Origin of the sequence: Moellerella wisconsensis (assembly GCF_022592395.1) — a bacterium.
GTDB classification, from domain to species: domain Bacteria; phylum Pseudomonadota; class Gammaproteobacteria; order Enterobacterales; family Enterobacteriaceae; genus Moellerella; species Moellerella wisconsensis.
Genome location: NZ_CP093242.1, coordinates 423,505 through 442,942 on the forward strand (window position 1 = coordinate 423,505; position 19,438 = coordinate 442,942).

Genomic DNA, 19,438 nt, shown 5'->3' on the forward strand with positions numbered 1-19,438 from the left:
GATTTTTATTATGATTATTTCCGCATCAACTGATTATCGGGCCGCAGCACAAGCTAAATTACCGCCCTTTTTATTCCATTATATTGATGGCGGCGCTTATGCAGAGCATACCTTAAAGCGTAATACGGCAGATTTGGCGGATATTGCTTTGCGTCAACGTGTGTTACGTAATATGTCTGAGCTCAGCCTAGAAACCACATTATTTGGCGAAAAATTAGCGATGCCAATTGCATTAGCGCCAGTCGGATTAACGGGCATGTATGCTCGCCGTGGTGAAGTTCAAGCGGCGCGTGCGGCGGCTAAAAAAGGGATTCCTTTTACCTTATCCACAGTTTCTGTGTGCCCGATTGAAGAAGTGGTTCCGGCTATCGACAGACCTATGTGGTTTCAGTTATACGTGCTGAAAGATCGTGGTTTCATGAAAAATGCATTAGAACGCGCCAAAGCCGCGGGCGTAAAAACCTTAGTATTTACCGTGGATATGCCAACCCCCGGGGCCCGTTATCGTGATGCACATTCTGGCATGAGCGGCCCTAATGCCGCGATGCGCCGTATTCTACAAGCGGTAAGCCATCCACGTTGGGCATGGGATGTTGGTCTGTTTGGTCGCCCGCATGATTTAGGCAATATCTCAACCTATCGTGGCCAGCCAACCAAATTAGAAGATTATATTGGTTGGCTAGGCGCAAATTTCGATCCTTCGATTTCATGGAAAGATTTAGAATGGATCCGTGAATTCTGGGACGGCCCAATGGTGATTAAAGGAATTCTGGATGCAGAAGATGCTAAAGATGCGGTCAGATTTGGCGCAGATGGGATTGTGGTTTCTAACCATGGTGGTCGCCAGTTAGATGGAGTGTTATCTACCGCTCGAGCGTTGCCAGAAATTGCCGATGCAGTAAAAGGTGATTTAACCATTTTAGCTGATTCAGGGATCCGTAATGGCTTAGATGTGGTGCGTATGTTGGCGTTAGGTGCAGACAGTGTATTATTAGGCCGCGCATTTATTTATGCATTAGCCGCTGCCGGTGAAGCGGGCGTCGCGAATCTGCTGGACTTGTTTGATAAAGAAATGCGTGTGGCGATGACCTTAACTGGGGCCAAAACTATTGCCGATATTTCGCGTGATTCTTTAGTTAATTTACCGAAATAATCTGCGTATTAACGCGATATATTTCCCCTCACTAGTTCATCATTTTTTCTAATATTAGGCAGATAATTAAGACTGCCTAATATTTATTTCAATCATTTTTTATTTTCTCTGTGACCTAATCAGTTTGAGTTATTTAATGTATCTCATTGCTATCATTAGGCTATTACTAGGGGCGGAATTATCAAAAAAATGCTGTAAAATAAAATGAATTTTTTCTCAATAAATAAACTAAAAATAATGATCGATTTTACCGACTCATCTATTTTAGATTTTAAGATAGAAAGAGTCGATATTTTATATGATGTTATTTTTCCAGATGATTAATTATCAAAATAAGATTGTTTTTTTAATGTAATTATTAAAATTAATAAAATATTATTTATTTGGATTGACTGATTGTTTTTAGTGTAAATGATAACTAAACTACTTTAGTTAACTGGATGTTGTTTAGTTTTAATTGAATTCAAATAATTATCAGAAAGTTACCTTCAGAAAAAGCAGTATAATCTACCAAATATATTTAAGACTATTTCTAATGAGCTAATAAGCGATGATAATTCAAAATGAAATTTAGTTAGATTTTTACATTAGACTGATGATCAAATCTATGATTTAAATAAATTTATCTATTGATAACCAGATAATTGAATTCCGCTCATCTTATGAATAGTCGAATTTTTAATTGAGTCAGTCTATTTATTTTCAGCATAAGGAATTAGCTCCATGGCAGAGAAAACGATTAGAGACGTTACTTTTGAACTATTGCGTCAACTTGAATTAACTACATTATTTGGAAATCCAGGTTCGACAGAAGAAACATTTTTAAAAAACTTCCCGCAAGATTTTCGTTATATCCAAACGCTACATGAATCTTCTGCTGTTGGTGCCGCAGATGGCTATGCTCAATCTACAAGAAAACCGGCAATCGTTAATGTGCATACTTCCGCGGGTTTGAGTAACTCGATGAGTAATATTATGACGGCAGCACAAAACAAAACGCCGCTCATTATTACTGCGGGAAATCAAACTCGTGAAATGCTATTAATGGAGCCTTGGTTGACCAATGTATCTCCTACCGAACTTCCTAAACCATGGATTAAATGGAGTTATGAGCCCGTTAGAGCCGAGGATGTTCCTGCGGCGTTTATGCGAGCCTATGCGATGGCTGTACAACCTCCTGCGGGGCCAGTTTTTTTATCGATACCTTTAGATGATTGGGATAAACCGGCATTGAATGATGCAACCATTCGTAGTGTGTCATCTCAATTCGCCCCTGATCCTTGCCGTATAGCTTCGTTTGCTTATCAATTATCTAACGCACAAAATCCCGTATTAATATACGGCGCAGGAATTGCACGCGGGCAAGGGTGGGATATCGGAATTAAGTTGGCGGAAAAACTAAATTGTGATGTTTGGGCTGCTCCTGCGTCAGAAGTTACACCTTTTCCAGAGAACCATCCTCTCTATGCTGGTGCTTTACCTTTCGCCATTAAGCCATTGGCTGAAAAGTTAATCGGTTATGATGTCGCTATTGTGATTGGAGCCCCAGTATTTCGTTATTATCCCTATGTTGAGGGTGAATATATTCCTCAGGGATTACAGCTACTGCATATTACCGATGATGCGAGTGAAGCAGGAAGAGCACCGGTTGGTGATAGTTTATTATCCAGTCCAGTATTAGCATTAGAAGCATTATTTAATTTAGTGAAAGAACGATCAACGACGTCTTCTAAAGCATCAGATTACTCTCCACTGCGTCAATCTGAGTTTACTGTGCAGCCACAAGGAGAGACGCTTTCCGCCTTAGAATTATTTCAGGGGTTACGTAAGTTCACACCTGATAACACTATACTGGTCGAAGAGTCTCCGTCTAATTTAGGGGATTTACATAAAGCCTGGCCAATTGGAAGCCCTGATTCATTTTATACGTTTGCCAGTGGAAGTTTAGGTTGGAATTTACCTGCCAGTATAGGGATTGCATTAGCGGAACGAGATAGCGGTAGAAATAGACCGGTTCTTGTAGTTATAGGGGATGGCTCGCTACAATATTCAATTCAAGGCCTGTGGACAGCAGTACAACATAATTTACCTATTTTATTTGTTGTTCCATCCAATGGTGAATATGCAATATTAAAATCTTTTGCTGAATTAGAAAATACCCCAGGTGTTCCTGGACTGGATTTGCCGGGATTAGATATTGTGTCCTTAGCCAAAGGTTATGGCTGCATAGGCGTTAAGGTGAATACATTGGATGGAATTCGCCAAGAATGTGAAATTGCATTTTCTCGTTCAGTACCGACCGTGCTTGAGGTTCCTATTATTCCTTCTACACCGTCTTTACTGTAAACGATAATTAAAAGTATAGGATATAATTAAATATAGTTATGTCCTATACGTAATAAAACTCTTAAGAGAATATCTAATGCTAGAAACGATTATTACTGCATTATTACCCATTATAGTGACTCTTTTGCTTGGTTTTTTTGCTGGATATAGGCATGATTTTAATAAAGAACAAGCATCAATTTTAAATCGAATGGTAATGTTATATGCTTTACCGATGTTATTATTTTCAGGGATATTGAGCACCCCATTAAATGAGATAATAAAAAATATAAGCGTTTTTTTATGGATATTTATAGGTATGGCCGGAGGGTTTATTTTAGTTTTTATTATCTCCCGCGGTATATTTAAATCTAATTCACGTATAGCATCATTACGAGCCATTGCTATTGCAGGCCCTGCGGTTCCATTTATTGGAACGCCAGTTCTGGGGGTTCTCTTTCCTATTGAAGCTGATATTGCCATTGCTGTTGGTAGTCTGGTCTTAAATTTGATTCTAGTGCCGATAACGTTAATATTTTTAGTAAACAATAATAATGATACCACTAAAAAAAGTGCTTATTCTGTTGTCACTAATAGTTTAAAAAATTCATTAATACAGCCTGTCGTATGGGCACCTATATTGGCATTTATCTTATTACTCATTGGCCTTGATATGCCAAGATTTTTAAAAGGTTCTTTTATACTATTAGGTCAAGCTACAGGCGGAGTGGCATTATTTGCTGTTGGTACTATTTTATATGCTCAAAAGGTTAGTTTTTCACTCCCTGTTATTATAAACACAATTAGTAAGAATATCTTCCTACCCGCAATAATACTTTGCATTATGGCGATGTTATCGCTACCTCATGTCGAGAGAGGTCTGGTTTCTGTCACTTTAGCTATTCCAACAGCATCAATAGCTGTTATTTTTGCTGTAGAATATAAAACTGGCGAACAAGAAATGGCTTCAACTCTATTTTGGAGTACTATTTTATCAGTGATAACTATGGGAGGATTTATTTGGTTTACAGGAAGCTGAAAAATTTGATTTTACATTCTATCTATAAATGAAAGCCTGCTCTAATTAAAATAATTCGATATCAAAGACAAACACTGTCAGTATATATGACTGTCTAGGCGTTAGCTGGGATTAAAAGATACCACAGGCTATCATTTTTTCGGCTGTGGATCTTGATGGCTATAGATGATATAGCGGTAAGCATTGCTAGTTTACCGCTAGAGTAATCAGAGTCATATTTTCACAAAATATATTTATATTTAAGGCTAACCGTATATCACTAAAATAGGGATTTTTTATGTCCTATTGAAGGTGATTAGAATGTTAGGGTGATTAAATGCTTAACTTATTGGTGGATAGGTTTATTGATACTTTTTTTTAACATAGTTCCAGATGTATTTAATCCCATCGTAAACTGACGAGTGCACAGATCTTTTAGATTTTATGCTTATTAATAATCTTTCGATTTATCATTCGATAATTATGTAAAAAGCTTTATAGTAGCTATTAATTAATACATTAATTGTTCATAAAATGATAGGTACATTCCCTTGGACGTAATTAGACAGTATCGTCATATTATTAGTGTTAGCTTGCTATGTATATTCTTGACTGGATGTACGCAAGGGCATTCCCCTTTATTTCCCATGTTAGGGGCTTATTTTCCTTATTGGATGCTGTGTGTTTTAATTGGATTAGTGGGTGCAGTATTATTACGCGCTTTTCTGATTTATTTAGATATCGATGATAAGTTACCTCTCCCTCTGTTATTTTACTTTGGGGTCTTGTTATCAATCGCTATCACCCTCTCCTTAGTTTATTTTTCTCATTAAATTATGAATACAGAAAATAAAAAAAAGTTAGCTATCATTATTACTCTTGGTCTCTTTGTGATCTTAGTGCTATTGCTATGGAAAAGCCTACAATCTTCTAGTCTGAATCCATTAAGTGAAGAAGCTGTGATTGAGGCCAATAAAATTAATATTTCCTCGGTTGTACCCGGGCGAATTAGTCAATTTTATGTAAAAGAAAACATAGAAGTCAAAAAAGGGGATTTATTATTTACTATTGATCCAACTATGTATCAATTAAGAGTGAATCAAGCAAAAGCAGAATTAGCCGTTGCTGAAGCTACGTTAAATAATAAAAAGAGAGTCATTATCGCCGAAACCTCAAATTCTGAAGTAGCTGAAGAGCAAATAAAACGCGCGCAAGTTAATTTAGCTCTGGCGACGCAGTCGTTAAAACGCTTAGAGCCATTATTGGCCAAAGGCTTTGTTACAGCTCAACAAGTTGATGATGCGAGAACATTAAAACGCGATGCCGAAGTGAGCTTAAGGCAAGCTCAAAAACAAAATGTAGCTTCCGAAGCGTTAATTAATAATACCAAATCAGAGCAAGCTCTGGTTGAATCATTAAAAATGTCACTGGCAATGGCAGAATGGGAATTAAGTAACACCCAAATCAAAGCTCCAAGTAATGGTTATATTGTGGGTTTAAGTATGTCTGCTGGTGAATTTGTACTTTCAGGTCAGTCTATTTTTACCTTAATCGATACCGATACTTGGTTTGCATCAGCCTATTTTAAAGAAACTGAATTAAATAATATTAGAATGGGAAGTTGTGCGGTTGTTTACTCAATGATCAATAATCAGCAGCCGATTAAAGGAAAAGTGCAGGGTACAGGCTGGGGGGTAATGTCTACCGACTTACTTAATATTCCCAGAGACTTACCTTATGTTCCTAAATCATTAAATTGGGTACGGGTTGAGCAACGCTTTCCGGTCAGAATAATTTTAAATAATCCGCCGAAAGATCTAATGCGAGTCGGTGCTACTGCCACGGTTAATATTGTAGCTAAAGATGATGATTGCTAAAACTTCACTGGTTTTTCAACAAATAAAGCAAGATTTATTGCCATTCAAATTTCGTTTTGCCACCACATGGCGTATTGCTTTGTTGTGTGCATTAATGGCAGGTATTGCCATGCTTTATGAAATTCCTGAATCAGCGATTAGCTGTTATTTGATTATTTACTTGGTTAAAGCTGATGCAGTTGAAAATATTCTATTGTGCATCGGTGTTATGCTCTTATCCAGTATTGCGGTATGTGTAATTTTTATCTTATTTAATCTCACCCTTCAAGATGTAATGTTACGCTTTTTCTTTATGGCGCTATTTTCTGGCTTATTTATGTATTTATCTTCTGCCAGTAGCCTCGGTGATATTGGAAATTTAATTGCACTAGTTATCGCGTTTCTAATGACACTAATTGATGATATTCCTTTTAGCGATGCTGCGACTCGCGGGCTTTTATATGCGTTATTGATGGCGGTATCACCGATGCTATTAGTCATTATTTTTAATTACTTTTTTGGTATTAGTCCACGAAAGTTATTAATTAATAAATTGTCCGAGCGCTTTGTTAGTGCCCAGCAATTTTTTTTAGCGCGCGAGCCTTCGGCGATTAAAGTTACGCAGGCCTTAAGTACCCAAGCTGAATGCAAACGTTATTTAATGTTGATTAAACTTTTTTTCCTCAAAGGAAAAAAGGATATTCAGTGGCTAGATAGCATGATTGATAATTCTTATGAAATATTAATTATGTCTTTGAGTCTCCCTGATAATACGCCAACAGCTATTCGTGTGGCGCTCTCAGAAAAATGCCAATTTATTGCGCAATGCTTATCTGAAAATCAATGCTTATCTGAAGATCAAAAAAATAGGCTCGGCGTACTTAAAAATGAATCAATAAATTCGCCTGAATATCAGTCGTTGCTAACTGATTTTCACTCTATCTTATTTAAGCCTAAAGTGATTAGCGATCCTAAAATTAAAATGCCATTTTTTGTTGAAGATGCATTTACTAATCCGAATCATAAATATTTCGCTATAAAAACTACTTGTGCGGCACTGATATGTTATGTTTTTTATGATTATTTTGCATGGCAAGGAATTCATACGGCGATGATCACTTGTTATGTGGTGGCATTAACCTCGGTGGGGGAAACGGTTCATAAACTGACACTGCGGATTATAGGTTGTTTAATTGGTGCTTTTATTGGCATTATTTCGCTAATTTATATTATTCCGCACTTATCTGATGTGTTTAGTTTAATGGTATTAATTTTCTTTTGTATTTTACCTGCTGCTTGGGTAGCTGCAGGTAATGAGCGTATATCGTATGCCGGGGTTCAAGTGGGATTAGCATTCTTATTAACTGTTTTGCATGGCTTTAAACCTAGTTTTGATCTGGATGTCGCCTCTGATAGGATCCTCGGGATCTTATTAGGTAATATTGTGATGTATATTATGTTCACTAAAGTCTGGCCAGTTTCCATAATGACCGCGATTAATAAGCAAATAAAAAGTATTTTAGCTAGCTATACTGCACTTAAATTAAAATCTTACGATAATAATGTACAGGCGCTCAGTTTAGTTGCAGCAATAAATGAAGGCATTATTAAATCAAAAGATGATATTAATTTATTAATATTTGAAACACAGTTTAAAGATAAAAATGGTGCATTAATACGTTTCTTTAAGCAGCTTTTAGATCAAATCTCGGTGGACAGTTATCAAAATTACTCGGTTAATTTTAGCTCTTTTAACCATAAAGATACTTTAGATATTAATGCCGATTCTATATCCATCAGTGATTTTAAACGTGATGTATTAGATTCGGTACCGACGACATTATCAGCTCAAGAAAAAGAGCCCGTCATACAAGAACTAATTAGTGAGAAATCATGATGATGGCACCATTAATACCGCATGTAATACTTCATGAAAGAAAAAACTATTTACTCATCTCTTTATTGAGCCTATTGCTTGTCGGTTGTGTTGATACAAGCCGTCCCTTGATGCAAAACGTCCAGCAAACTCTGCCATATTCAAGCGAAAAATATATTTCTTCTACGGCCGAAAATTTATATACCGAACATAGTGAACCTCTCAAAGCGCAGTATAATTTGGCTGATCTGATTGATGTGGCACAAAAAAATAATCCGGAAACACGCATTGCTTGGGAGCTAGCCAAAAAGGCCGCGACGGATGTTGGTATGGTTGAGAGTACTTATTTGCCTGTGATTACGGCAACGGCATTAAGTGGTTACCAACGAGGCACGTTAAAGCTGCCACATAATGATTTAGTGGATAAAATCGATGTCTCTAATCATGTTTTTATCCCTGCGGTGACATTTCAATGGTTATTATTTGATTTTGGTAAACGGGCGTCTCTGGCTAATGCCGCAAAGCATGCTTCTTTCGCCTCGGATCTGAATTTTAATCTACTGCATCAGAAAGTGATCCATGACGTTACGATTGCATATTATACTTACGGCGCAGCACAGAAAAAAAAACAAATAGCGTATGAAGCATTAGTACGCAGTAAAAATGTTCTGTATGCGGTAGAGCAGAAGAGGGCGAGAGGGCTAGCGACGGTACTTGATGTTGCTTTAGCTAAGCAACAGGTGGCTCAATTAGAGCTGCAAAGTGTAGTCGCCAGCGGGAAAGAGAAAGATCAATATCAGCTATTATTATCATCAGTTGGTTTGTCGCCACTTCAATCAATCAATGTTCAATATAGTGACAAAAGTGTGCTTCCTGATGATATTACGCCCTTAACTCACGATAGAATAAGAGCGGCTCTAGCTCAACGTCCTGATGTATTAGCTAATTACGAGCTGATGCAAGCGGCGATGAAAACCACCCAATCGGTTGAGTCAGATTATTACCCTAAGGTCTATTTAGCCGGTGCTGTTGCTGGAGGAAATAGTAGCTTAGATGTACAGGGATTACCTGGTATTAACCAAAGTACCTCGTCTTCAAACATTTTACTTGGCGTGAGTATTCCTCTTTATGAAGGGGGGATCCGGCAAGCTCGAATGAGGAATGCGCAATCTGATATTCTGATTGCTCAAGAGAATTTACGCAAAAGCCAAGAATTAGCAATTCGAGAAATGAGTTTAACTGAAAATGGATTAAAATCAGCCCTTGAAGCCCATAAAGCCGCGAAAAATTTAGTTGAAACAACCCAATTAAGTTATACCGCCAGTATGGATTTTTACAAAAATGGTTTAGGTACTGTGACGGAAATTAATGCGGCGGAAATAGCCTTGTTTACGGCTGAATTGACTTATATCGATGCTTATACCAGTTCCATCATTGCTGCAGTTGATTTAGCTTTTGCATTAGGAGAGCTGGAAAAGGCGTTACCGAGTTATGAGGCGACTAAGATTAAATAGCCGCGTACTTGTATATAAAATTTTAATGGTAGAAGATACAACTTAGCTATCTTCTACCATTAGTCAGTATATTAATAAATATCCAGTGGCTGGAAAACAGGCTTACCCGCGGGTTTAAATTGGTCAATTGAATATTGGCTATAGTTCATTTCACCATATCCTCTCATATAAATGATGCCATTTGATAAATCAGATAAACTAGTCCACACGGTATATTCAGACAGTAAGATATCGCCTTTTCCTTCACCTTCGCCGATATTATCTACGGTAATATTTTTAGTTCGGTCAAAATTATTCATTATGTGAGCAAGCGTGTTTATGGCCTCGGCTGAGCTATTCACTTGTGGCGCATAAGTACTATAAAAAACCGCCCGCACAAAACGTCCTACTGAGGTATCTGAAGAAGGAAGATTTACTGTCGCAATCCCACTATCTGGCTGAGTTACCTGAATATTTCCCAACAGACTGGTTGATTTATCAATATTAGATAAGTGGCTATAATTATTTAAGTTTTTTAAATGCCATTCAAAATCAGGCCCATTAGTCATGACATGGGTAGGATTATCAAATACCTGTAATTTCCCGTTAACCGCTTCAACGGTAATACAACCACCTTGCTTATCATAAAAAATATAATGGAAAGGCGAAGTTAAATTTCTAAAATTAACTAAGGTTGGCGCCCAAAAAAAACCATTCTCTATCGCTTGTTTCACATCATCTACATTGGCGAAACAGGACAGTGCCCATTCTCCGATAGCCGTAACCGGTAGTGATTTAGCATAGGTATTTGGCTCAAGCGGCGTTAGTGTCGCCTCGGTGATCATATTCGTGCTAAACGTTAACCCTGCGCTATTAAGGCCTTGAAATATATTATGATTATTGCCATCAAAATAAACCTCAGTGGTGACAGCGAGAATATCAAATTTAGAGCTGTAACTCAGCCCTTTTTGACCGTCAGGCGCGGTTTTCTGGAATAAAGTATTTATTGGATAATAGGTTATCCAAGAAGGTAAGTTTTCGGTTAATTCTAATGTTCGTCCTTGGTAAACGTTATGCTCACTGTCTTTGATTGATAAGCTGGTGCACATTTTATTTATCTCTTAGTTTTATTAGTAATACCAATAATGTAGCAAAAATTTTGAACAAAAAGTGTAATCTTTCTCTCGAAGAGCGGTTATCTGTATAGTTATTTTTACGTATTCAGGCATAATTTGATAGCAGGAGCGATAATTACATCGGCTCTATTCAGTAAGTCAAATTAGTTAAATCCTGCCAGTAAAGTTACTGCCTTCGCTAAATGCGCGCCCGAGCTATTTTTTCCTTCACACACGTTTTCCGGTGGATGAGATGAGTTCAATTTCTTCTATATTTGTTTTTATGTGATTACTTCTGGTTACGTAATTACCTTGAGATTGACTTAGCAGTGAAATAGTACACGCTTTGCGAGTATTTCATTGATTTATAAGCGATAACTTATATTATTTTTTCTCTGGTGTTTACTATCTGATATTATTTAGAGACAAAATTATTGCCTAAATTTAATGCGTAATAAGAGTGATGACAGGTCTACTCACTATAGTAAGTGTGCATGGCATTAGTTTTTTGTTATTAGGATTAACTTCATTTCTAAGCGACTTTATCGCGATTCAAAATAATTTTCAGTTATTTTGGGAGTTATCGTCTGATGCTGATCGATTGAAGTCAGTCTTCGGGACATGCCTAATTACATGTCTCGCGAATCCGAAGTCTCCTTTGCTACGATGAACGATAAAGAGCTGAGTCAATATTGCAACAATGGTTAAGATTTTAGAAACAGCTTCAATTGCTGATGAGGTTTAAGATGAAACTTTGGGGATATGGGGTAATTATCATATTAGCTTTGGGAAGCGCTTTTTTATTGGGGGGAATGATGAATCAGCACCCCCGTTACCCTCTTCACCATCTTGTGGAGCAAAGTGTAAAAGATATTATGGAATACCCCGAAGCGACCAGTTATCGAAATATGTCCAGTTATTTTGCTGGATATACGCGTGATAACGGCAAAATTGTGTATGTGTGTGGGGAGGTTTTTCGGTTTAATGAAAATCTGCCAGATGAATTTAAACCATTCATCGTGAAGGCTTACATTAGTGCTGACGATGTTGTTACGTTGTCTATGCCTGTTATTGCATTTGGTCAGCGAATTTTTACTCAAGAACAAGTACAAAAGGTATGGGATTTACGGTGTCATTCACTCACCGACATGAATAACAGTATATTATCTATTAACGATGGTGTGTACACCAATGCTATTGATGATGGTCTGACAACAGAAGGGCAAGATATTAAAAAACGATAAAAAATTCAGATGAATTAGGAAGAGACATATTGGGCTTAAACCCCGATATGGGCCCTGATATCGATTCTGATATAGGTTCCGATATAGATACTGAAATTTAGTGGGATCGATTATAAGTAAATAATTGTACCTTATTTGATACCTATGCCCTCGGTACTGTTATATGACGGGATCTTCATGTGACCGACAATACAGCCCGATTGAATCATTGGCGCAGATGGATAAAGCGGGATTAAACAGTGGGTAGCTATCATGAGATGAACTGTTTAGAGCCGATGTATCAATGGGGTATTTATAAATTATATTTACTGATTATCGCTAAATATTAATATATGGGCGACTTTAGGCACTGAATTGGTTTTATTTGCTTAGAGGGTGAGTTTGTGCATTTAATCTTCTAAAGAACCTAATAAAATAGGCTGAAGCTAGTTGGATCCAGAGAGGGGGGAATTATAGCTGGGTATTGCTTTTTGTTGCAGCTTAACGCAAAAAGCCTCGCATTTCTGCGAGGCTTCAAAATTTGTGGTGCCCGGACTCGGAATCGAACCAAGGACACGGGGATTTTCAATCCCCTGCTCTACCGACTGAGCTATCCGGGCAACGGGGCGCATTAAACCGTATTCAGAGGGTGCCGTCAACGTGTTTTTGCAAAAAACCTTACTTTTCTATCTAATTGGTTTGTTTTTACTCAAATGCTGTTTAATAATTGCACGTTATTTGTTTTCTAGCTTAATGCGCCTTGATTGCGGCATAAGGCGATAGTCAGAATATCTTCGGCTAATTGTAAGGCGGTTTCCACATCTTCAATGTTGCGTTGGACTAAGAGTTTGCTTAAGCATCCTTCCAAGACGAGCTCTAGCTGTTTAGCCACGAGTTGGCTGTCTTCAATATCTAATTCATCCAGTAATGATTTGGTGAATTGGAACGAGTTGTGTTTTTGTAAGCTGCTCAATTGATGAATAGGGTGCTGGGCAGAAGGGTAGTGATTGCAGGCGGAGATAAATAAACAGCCCGGAAAACGGTTTTCAGTGACACGTTTATACAGCTGCTGGTAACGCGCTAATAATTTTTGTTGTGGGTTTAGGCTGTCATCTAATAGTACCTGCCGCTGCCAAATTTCAATTTGTTGGCTATGATAGCGCAAGCAATCATAAATTAGGGCTTCATCATCTGGCCAAAATTTACGGATAGTTTCCATATCTGGCGTGATTTCACGTAACAGGCTCTCTGTCGATGCAGATAAGCCAAGTTGCTCTAACTGGTTCAAAGCATGGCTAAGGATAGTTTCTCGCTGCACTGTCATTCTTCTGCCCTTATTTTTTGATGAATTAATTCCAGATGCTGATTAAATTTTTTCGCATCCATAAAACCATAAACCCGTGAATCTGGTACTTCGGTTCCTCGATAATAAAACAGGATCGTCGGTAAGCCGTATACGTTCAGTTTTTGCAGTAATGCTTGCTGCTCTAAATCATTATCTGTCACGTTAGCTTGTAATAACAACATATCGCTAAGAGCCGATTGTAATGATGGATCAGAAAAGGTGTATTTTTCGAACTCTTTACAGGCAATACACCATTCGGCATATAAATCTAACATGATTAGCTGATCTTGGTTGTTCTTGATGGTGGTGCGAATTTCTTGCCATGTATTTACCTGCTCAAAACGCAGGTTTTGTGGATAATCTTGGCTTTGTTGTTGGCTATCATTCCAAATCATTCGTTGTAACGGCGCAGCAGCCAGCACCATAAGAATGGCAAACATAACTTGTCCACAGCGTGCCCAACCAGATTGCCGACGTAATGATAAAGCCAATGCCCAAGCAAAAAAGGCCATTGCTAGCAGGCTACTGAGCCGCTCCCCCCACAGGTCACCGAAAATTCGTTCTAATAAAAATATCGGTAATATTAGGATTAAAAAACCAAAAGCTTCTTTAACATATTGCATCCACGGGCCACTGCGCGGCAGTAATTTATGACCAAATAATGCGACTGCAATTAAAGGCAATCCCATGCCTAATGCGTATAAATATAATGTCAGTCCACCGGTCACGATATTGTTGCTCTGAGCAATATATAACAGGATGGCGCTTAGCGGAGCCGTGGTACATGGCGAACAAATTAATCCGGCAAGTGCACCCATGATGAATACACCGCTACCTGAGCCGTGGGTTTGTTGATTGCTCCAGTGGGTTAATCGTGTTTGTAACGAGGAGGGCAACTGTAAGCTAAACAGACCGAACATCGACAGAGCCAGTAAGATAAATAGCCCGGACAGCGAGATTAGCACGATTGGATGCTGTAATGCGGCTTGAAATTGCATTCCCGCCGCAGCCACTATAATGCCTAATAGCGTATAAGTGATCGCCATGCCTTGGATATAACAAAAGGCTAACCAGAAAATACGTTTGAGCTGTTTAGGACGATTTTGTCCTAAGATTAAGCTGGAGATCAGCGGATACATCGGCAGTACACAGGGGGTAAAAGCCACACCAATACCGAAAAATAGCGCCCATAACGGTGAAAAGGGTTGATCAATATTGTCATCGTCACTGGCAGGCAGAGTAATCGCTAAGGGGTCAAGAGCTGGCGATATATTCGGCGTGATGATTTCCTCATGTAGTTTGGCGCTAACTGCCTCAAGAGGCACTACTTTAGTTTCTGGAGGATAACAATAGCCAGCTTCTGCGCAGCCTTGATAAGTGACCTGGATCAACGAGTTATGCGGTGCTGACAACAATGTGACAGGGACATTTAACGAGTCGAAATAAACCGAGGTATCGCCAAAATACTCATCGTAATGGGCGGTGCCATCAGGCCATGAAATAGGAGCAATATCAGCGCGTTCTGCAGTTATTTTAAATTGTTTTTGGTACAAATAATAGCCAGGTTGAATTTTCCACGAAAGTACAAGCTGATGGTCTTTTTGTTGAAAATCAAATGCAAATGCTTGCTCTGCAGGGAAAAATTGAGGGCTAGTAGATTGTCCAGGAAAGGCCGATGCTGGAGCCGTGATGAGCAGTAGGCTTAGCAGTAGCATGAATGTCAATGGTAGTCGTTTTAAGCTAGACAAAGGATCCCCTGGAAACAGTTCAAAATAGTTCAAAAAAACAGCCAAATATGATTAATAACTCTGCGGATTAGTCATCAATTTATTACAGTTTAACGCTAACTGAGCGCGGCTAAACTATAACTGATGTCGAACAGAAAGCGAAGTCATCAGCATCGGGTAAAATACCTATTTAATCAAAGAGGAAGAATTCCCATGATTGTTGCGGTGATTATTTTTGTTGGAGATAAACATAGGCAAAAATAGTTGGTGTTAGATCTCAAGAAATTAAAAAAAATGCCGTTCAAAGTGATTGAACGGCATTGATAGCAGTTTTATAGCCGATCCGCAGGGTTAAACCTAGAGGATCATTCCACCGAATAAGAATCCGAAGGCAACGGCTAAAACCACACCGATGGTGCCGGGGATAAAGAACGGATGGTTAAAGACAAAACGCCCGATCCGGGTTGTTCCGGTATCATCCATTTGTACTGCGGCAACTAAAGTTGGATATGTTGGCAGAATAAATAGACCAGAAACCGCAGAGAAAGACGCGATGGCGGTTAATGGGCTAACATGCAGCGCTAATGCCATTGGCATCAGTGCTTTTGCAGTTGCTGCTTGAGAGTACAGTAACGCAGAGCAGAAGAAGAAAATAACCGCTAACATCCATGAATGTTCGTGGATCAGATCGCCGGCAGTTTCTTTAATCCATTCTAGGTTGTGCTGAACAAAAGTATCACCCAGCCATGCTACACCAAGAATACAGATACAAGCACTCATACCTGCTTTAAAGGTGCTTGAGTTTAGGATGGCATCAGTTTTTACTTTACATAAAATAGTGATAAGTGTTGCCACACTCAGCATGATAATCAGGATGGCATTAGTGGTATTCATTAACGGTGTAGTGACTAAACCGACGCTTGGGCTATTAATAATTGCATAAGCAACTACTGCAACAACACCGAGTAAAAACAGCAATACTGACGATTTTGCCCCGGCTTGAATTTCTTTAACTTGGGTTCCACGTAACTCAACCAGGCCTTCTTCTAAGCGTTTAAGATACACAGGGTCATCAGAAAGTTTAGAGTTAAATGTCCAAGAAACAATGAACGACATCAGCATAATCGCGATAAAGGTAGAAGGCAGTAAAATAGACAGCAGAGTAATATAGCTGACGGTATTTTCAGCGCCGACCATCAATGGATTTTCCATTACCGATGCCATATACACCACCGCCGCAGAAATTGGCGAAGCGGTGATACCAATCTGCGCGGCAACTACCGCGGTAGATAATGGACGGCAAGGCTTAACACCTTGTTCTTTGGCAACTTCAGCGATAACAGGAAGCGTAGCAAGAGAAATATTACCGGTACCGGCGAACAGCGTGAGTAAGTAAGTGACTAGTGGGGCGAGAATAGTGATGTACTTTGGATTACGACGTAATAGTTTTTCAGTTTGATCAACTAGATAATCTAATCCACCTGCTATCTGCATAGCAGAAATAGCAGCAATAACAGCCATAATAATCGAGATAACGTCAAAAGGAATGGTGCCAGGTTTAACGCCGATAGCCGCTAACACTAAAACACCTAGACCACCGGCAAAACCAATGCCGATCCCTCCTAACCGAGCCCCGATAAAAATGGCCAGCAGAACAATAATAAATTCTACGGCTAACATGGTATATTTACTCCTTGAGATAATTAAAATTTTGCAACAATTCTGTTAATTAATTGTTTGAGTACAGAATTAAAAAAGCACGCTATTCACTGGGAAAAACGTGCTTTAATTATTAATACTTAGTAATTATTATTAGCATTAATTAGTCATCAAAACGTTTAGCTTTGTAAGCTGGGTGTTTGAGGTTTTCAACCGAGAAAATATCATCTAATTGTTCTTCGGTTAATAAACCGCGCTCTAGAACAACTTCGCGTACGCTCTTACCTGTTTCCGCACAAATTTTACCGACGATATCGCCGTTATGATGGCCGATGAATGGGTTCAAATAAGTCACGATACCGATAGAGTTGAACACGTAACCTTCGCAGATTTCTTTGTTCACGGTAATACCATTGACACATTTTTCAACCAAGTTACGGCAGGCATTGCTTAGTAGGTTGATTGATTCAAACATTGCTTGACCAATAGCAGGTTCCATCACGTTAAGTTGAAGCTGACCCGCTTCAGCTGCCATTGTGACACAGGTATCGTTACCGATCACTTTAAAACATGCTTGGTTAACAACTTCTGGGATCACCGGATTAACTTTGGCTGGCATAATAGAAGAACCTGCCTGTAATTCAGGAAGATTGATTTCTTTAATACCGGCACGTGGACCAGAAGAGAGTAAACGTAAGTCATTACAGATTTTAGACAGTTTCACCGCGAGGCGTTTTAATGCTGCGTGAACAGTGATGTAAGCACCACAGTCAGAGGTTGCTTCAATCAAATCTTCAGCCGGTAAGCAAGGTAACCCCGTCACTTCAGCCAGTTTTTCAACGGCCAGTTTTTGGTAACCCGGAGCAGCATTCAGGCCGGTACCAATAGCGGTCGCGCCTAAGTTAACTTCTAGCAGTAATTCAATGCTGCGTTGTAGATTTTTGCTTTCTTCTTTTAATAACGTAGCGAAAGCACGGAATTCTTGACCGACAGTCATAGGGACTGCATCTTGTAATTGGGTGCGGCCCATTTTAAGAATGTCTTGATATTCTTCAGATTTTCTTTCAAATCCAGCTTTCAGGTAATCAACAGATTCGATCAGTTTTAGAATAGAATTATAGACCGCGATACGGAAACCAGTAGGATACGCATCGTTGGTAGATTGGCTCTTATTCAAATGGTCATTTGGGTTTAGGTGCTCATACTCACCTTTTTGGTGACCCATCAATTCAAGACCAATATTTGCCAAAACTTCGTTGGTATTCATGTTCAGTGATGTGCCCGCACCACCTTGGAATACGTCAACAGGGAACTGATCCATGTGTTTGCCTGCTTCGAGAATAACATCACAAGCTTTAACGATAGTATCAGCTATCTCACGAGGTATAGTGTGAAGTTCTTTATTAGCCAGAGCTGCCGCTTTTTTTACCATAACCATTCCACGAATAAATTCTGGAACATCATTTATGGTACGGTCGCTGATATAAAAGTTTTCAATCGCACGCAGAGTATGAACACCATAGTAGGCATCAGCTGGAACTTCTCTTTTACCTAATAAGTCTTCTTCGATACGAGTTTTGTTTGACATGAGAACCTTCTTAAATTGAATTACAGTTGTTACTGCCAGATTATGCGCTTAAAAAATATCTGCCATGAAATTTGACTATCATGAAGCTAAATATAAAGGAATTAATGCTTAGCACTGACTCTTTGACATGATCATATGCTGCTAGCAGATAATTACCTTGAATCTAGATCACTATATAGTTTTATTTATGCAACAGATTGCAAAATATGTGATCATTCTCACGGATGAATCAGAATTATTAGAAAACTTCATCGGTTGAAAATCATTATAGTGCCCCCATTATTATGTCTATCTATTATTAAAAAGCGAATACAGTCAGTCGTCTCTTAGAGGCAGTTCACAAAGGTTTTCCAAGAGGCTAAATTTTACCCATATTATTGATATTTTAAGGAGAACATGTGCGCTGGATACCCCTTATACTGATATGTTTGCTTGTGTACATTGAATCAGTGATATTTGTCCACGTTGCATCAGAAATTGGTGTACTGATGACACTTGTCCTTGTTGTGTTAACCTCTTGCTTAGGTATTTCATTAGTTAAAAATCAAGGCACTAAAAATATTGGTTTAATCCAACAGAAAATTGCCGCGGGAGAAAGCCCCGCTGAAGAAATGATTAAAAGCGTAGCCTTGGTTCTGGCCGGAATTTTACTCATTATTCCTGGCTTTTTTACTGATTTTTTAGGTCTTTTATTGTTACTTCCTCCGGTACAAAAATTAATGGTTATGCGCCTGATGCCGCATATTAAGTTTTATCGGCCGGGACAGCCGGGGCAACAGAGTGGTTTCGGTAATTTTGTAAAACCGGATAATCACCAAGGCAATACGTTTGAAGGCGAGTTTCAGCATAAACAGGATGACCGTGCTTATACGGTTGAAGATCATCAAAAATCGTCGAATGATGAAAAAGATGATCATCCAAAACGCTAGTCAGTGCTGAAAATGGGGGATAGAAAAATAAAAATTTTTTCGTCTCCCCCTTGAACTCAATTCACTATGACCCCATTTGTTGAAACATGGTACTAGTTCATTTGTCATACTGGTATCGTTCCTTTTACCTG

14 protein-coding genes and 1 tRNA gene are annotated in these 19,438 nt (G+C 38.8%); 9 read left to right on the forward strand and 6 right to left on the reverse strand.

The window, feature by feature from the left end; translation table 11 throughout:
- Positions 1-10: 10 nt before the first annotated feature.
- From lldD to MNY66_RS01770, 7 genes are all read left to right on the forward strand, one after another.
- Positions 11-1,153 carry an FMN-dependent L-lactate dehydrogenase LldD gene (gene lldD / locus MNY66_RS01740; protein ID WP_047256007.1) on the forward strand — a complete coding sequence of 381 codons (1,143 nt, stop codon included), beginning with the start codon at positions 11-13 and terminating at the stop codon, positions 1,151-1,153.
- 723 nt (positions 1,154-1,876) lie between these two features.
- Positions 1,877-3,499: a benzoylformate decarboxylase gene (gene mdlC / locus MNY66_RS01745; RefSeq protein ID WP_241501319.1), complete on the forward strand. Its 1,623-nt coding sequence runs from the start codon at positions 1,877-1,879 to the stop codon at positions 3,497-3,499.
- 76 nt (positions 3,500-3,575) lie between these two features.
- On the forward strand, positions 3,576-4,517 hold the full coding sequence (locus tag MNY66_RS01750; RefSeq protein ID WP_047256290.1) for an AEC family transporter: 942 nt from the start codon (positions 3,576-3,578) through the stop codon (positions 4,515-4,517).
- A 530-nt stretch (positions 4,518-5,047) separates the two neighbouring features.
- The gene (locus tag MNY66_RS01755; protein ID WP_047256289.1) at positions 5,048-5,329 is read left to right on the forward strand and encodes a YtcA family lipoprotein; all 282 of its coding nucleotides are present in this window, start codon (positions 5,048-5,050) and stop codon (positions 5,327-5,329) included.
- A 3-nt stretch (positions 5,330-5,332) separates the two neighbouring features.
- Positions 5,333-6,373 (forward strand): multidrug transporter subunit MdtN, encoded by a 1,041-nt coding sequence (mdtN, locus tag MNY66_RS01760; protein WP_047256288.1) that lies wholly within the window; start codon positions 5,333-5,335, stop codon positions 6,371-6,373.
- A complete protein-coding gene (locus MNY66_RS01765) occupies positions 6,360-8,249 on the forward strand; it encodes an FUSC family protein (protein ID WP_047256287.1) in 1,890 nt (629 codons plus the stop codon). The genes mdtN and MNY66_RS01765 overlap by 14 nt, the downstream gene beginning before the upstream one ends.
- Positions 8,246-9,742: a TolC family protein gene (locus MNY66_RS01770; RefSeq protein WP_047256286.1), complete on the forward strand. Its 1,497-nt coding sequence runs from the start codon at positions 8,246-8,248 to the stop codon at positions 9,740-9,742. Before MNY66_RS01765 ends, MNY66_RS01770 begins: the two co-directional genes overlap by 4 nt.
- A 71-nt stretch (positions 9,743-9,813) precedes the next feature.
- Here MNY66_RS01770 and MNY66_RS01775 read toward each other — a convergent pair whose 3' ends face one another.
- Positions 9,814-10,830, reverse strand: coding sequence for a linear amide C-N hydrolase (locus MNY66_RS01775; protein ID WP_052956395.1), 1,017 nt, complete (start codon positions 10,828-10,830; stop codon positions 9,814-9,816).
- Positions 10,831-11,582: 752 nt separating this feature from the next.
- Between MNY66_RS01775 and MNY66_RS01780 the strand changes: the two genes are divergently transcribed.
- Positions 11,583-12,080 (forward strand): hypothetical protein, encoded by a 498-nt coding sequence (locus MNY66_RS01780; RefSeq protein ID WP_241501320.1) that lies wholly within the window; start codon positions 11,583-11,585, stop codon positions 12,078-12,080.
- Positions 12,081-12,603: 523 nt separating this feature from the next.
- Here MNY66_RS01780 and MNY66_RS01785 read toward each other — a convergent pair.
- The 5 genes from MNY66_RS01785 to aspA all read right to left on the reverse strand — a co-directional run bounded on the left by MNY66_RS01785 (position 12,604) and on the right by aspA (position 18,378).
- Positions 12,604-12,679 (reverse strand) — tRNA-Phe (locus MNY66_RS01785).
- A gap of 125 nt (positions 12,680-12,804) precedes the next feature.
- A complete protein-coding gene (dicD, locus tag MNY66_RS01790; protein WP_420029596.1) occupies positions 12,805-13,377 on the reverse strand; it encodes a division control transcriptional repressor DicD in 573 nt (190 codons plus the stop codon).
- 2 nt (positions 13,378-13,379) lie between these two features.
- Positions 13,380-15,119: a protein-disulfide reductase DsbD gene (locus tag MNY66_RS01795; RefSeq protein WP_241501852.1), complete on the reverse strand. Its 1,740-nt coding sequence runs from the start codon at positions 15,117-15,119 to the stop codon at positions 13,380-13,382.
- Positions 15,120-15,488: 369 nt separating this feature from the next.
- Positions 15,489-16,811 (reverse strand): anaerobic C4-dicarboxylate transporter, encoded by a 1,323-nt coding sequence (locus tag MNY66_RS01800; protein ID WP_047256283.1) that lies wholly within the window; start codon positions 16,809-16,811, stop codon positions 15,489-15,491.
- Positions 16,812-16,953: 142 nt separating this feature from the next.
- Positions 16,954-18,378, reverse strand: a complete 1,425-nt coding sequence (gene aspA, locus MNY66_RS01805) for an aspartate ammonia-lyase (RefSeq protein ID WP_047256282.1) — start codon at positions 18,376-18,378, stop codon at positions 16,954-16,956.
- Between the two features lie 398 nt (positions 18,379-18,776).
- Between aspA and MNY66_RS01810 the strand changes: the two genes are divergently transcribed.
- Positions 18,777-19,307 carry an FxsA family protein gene (locus MNY66_RS01810; RefSeq protein WP_047256281.1) on the forward strand — a complete coding sequence of 177 codons (531 nt, stop codon included), beginning with the start codon at positions 18,777-18,779 and terminating at the stop codon, positions 19,305-19,307.
- Positions 19,308-19,438 lie beyond the last annotated feature (131 nt).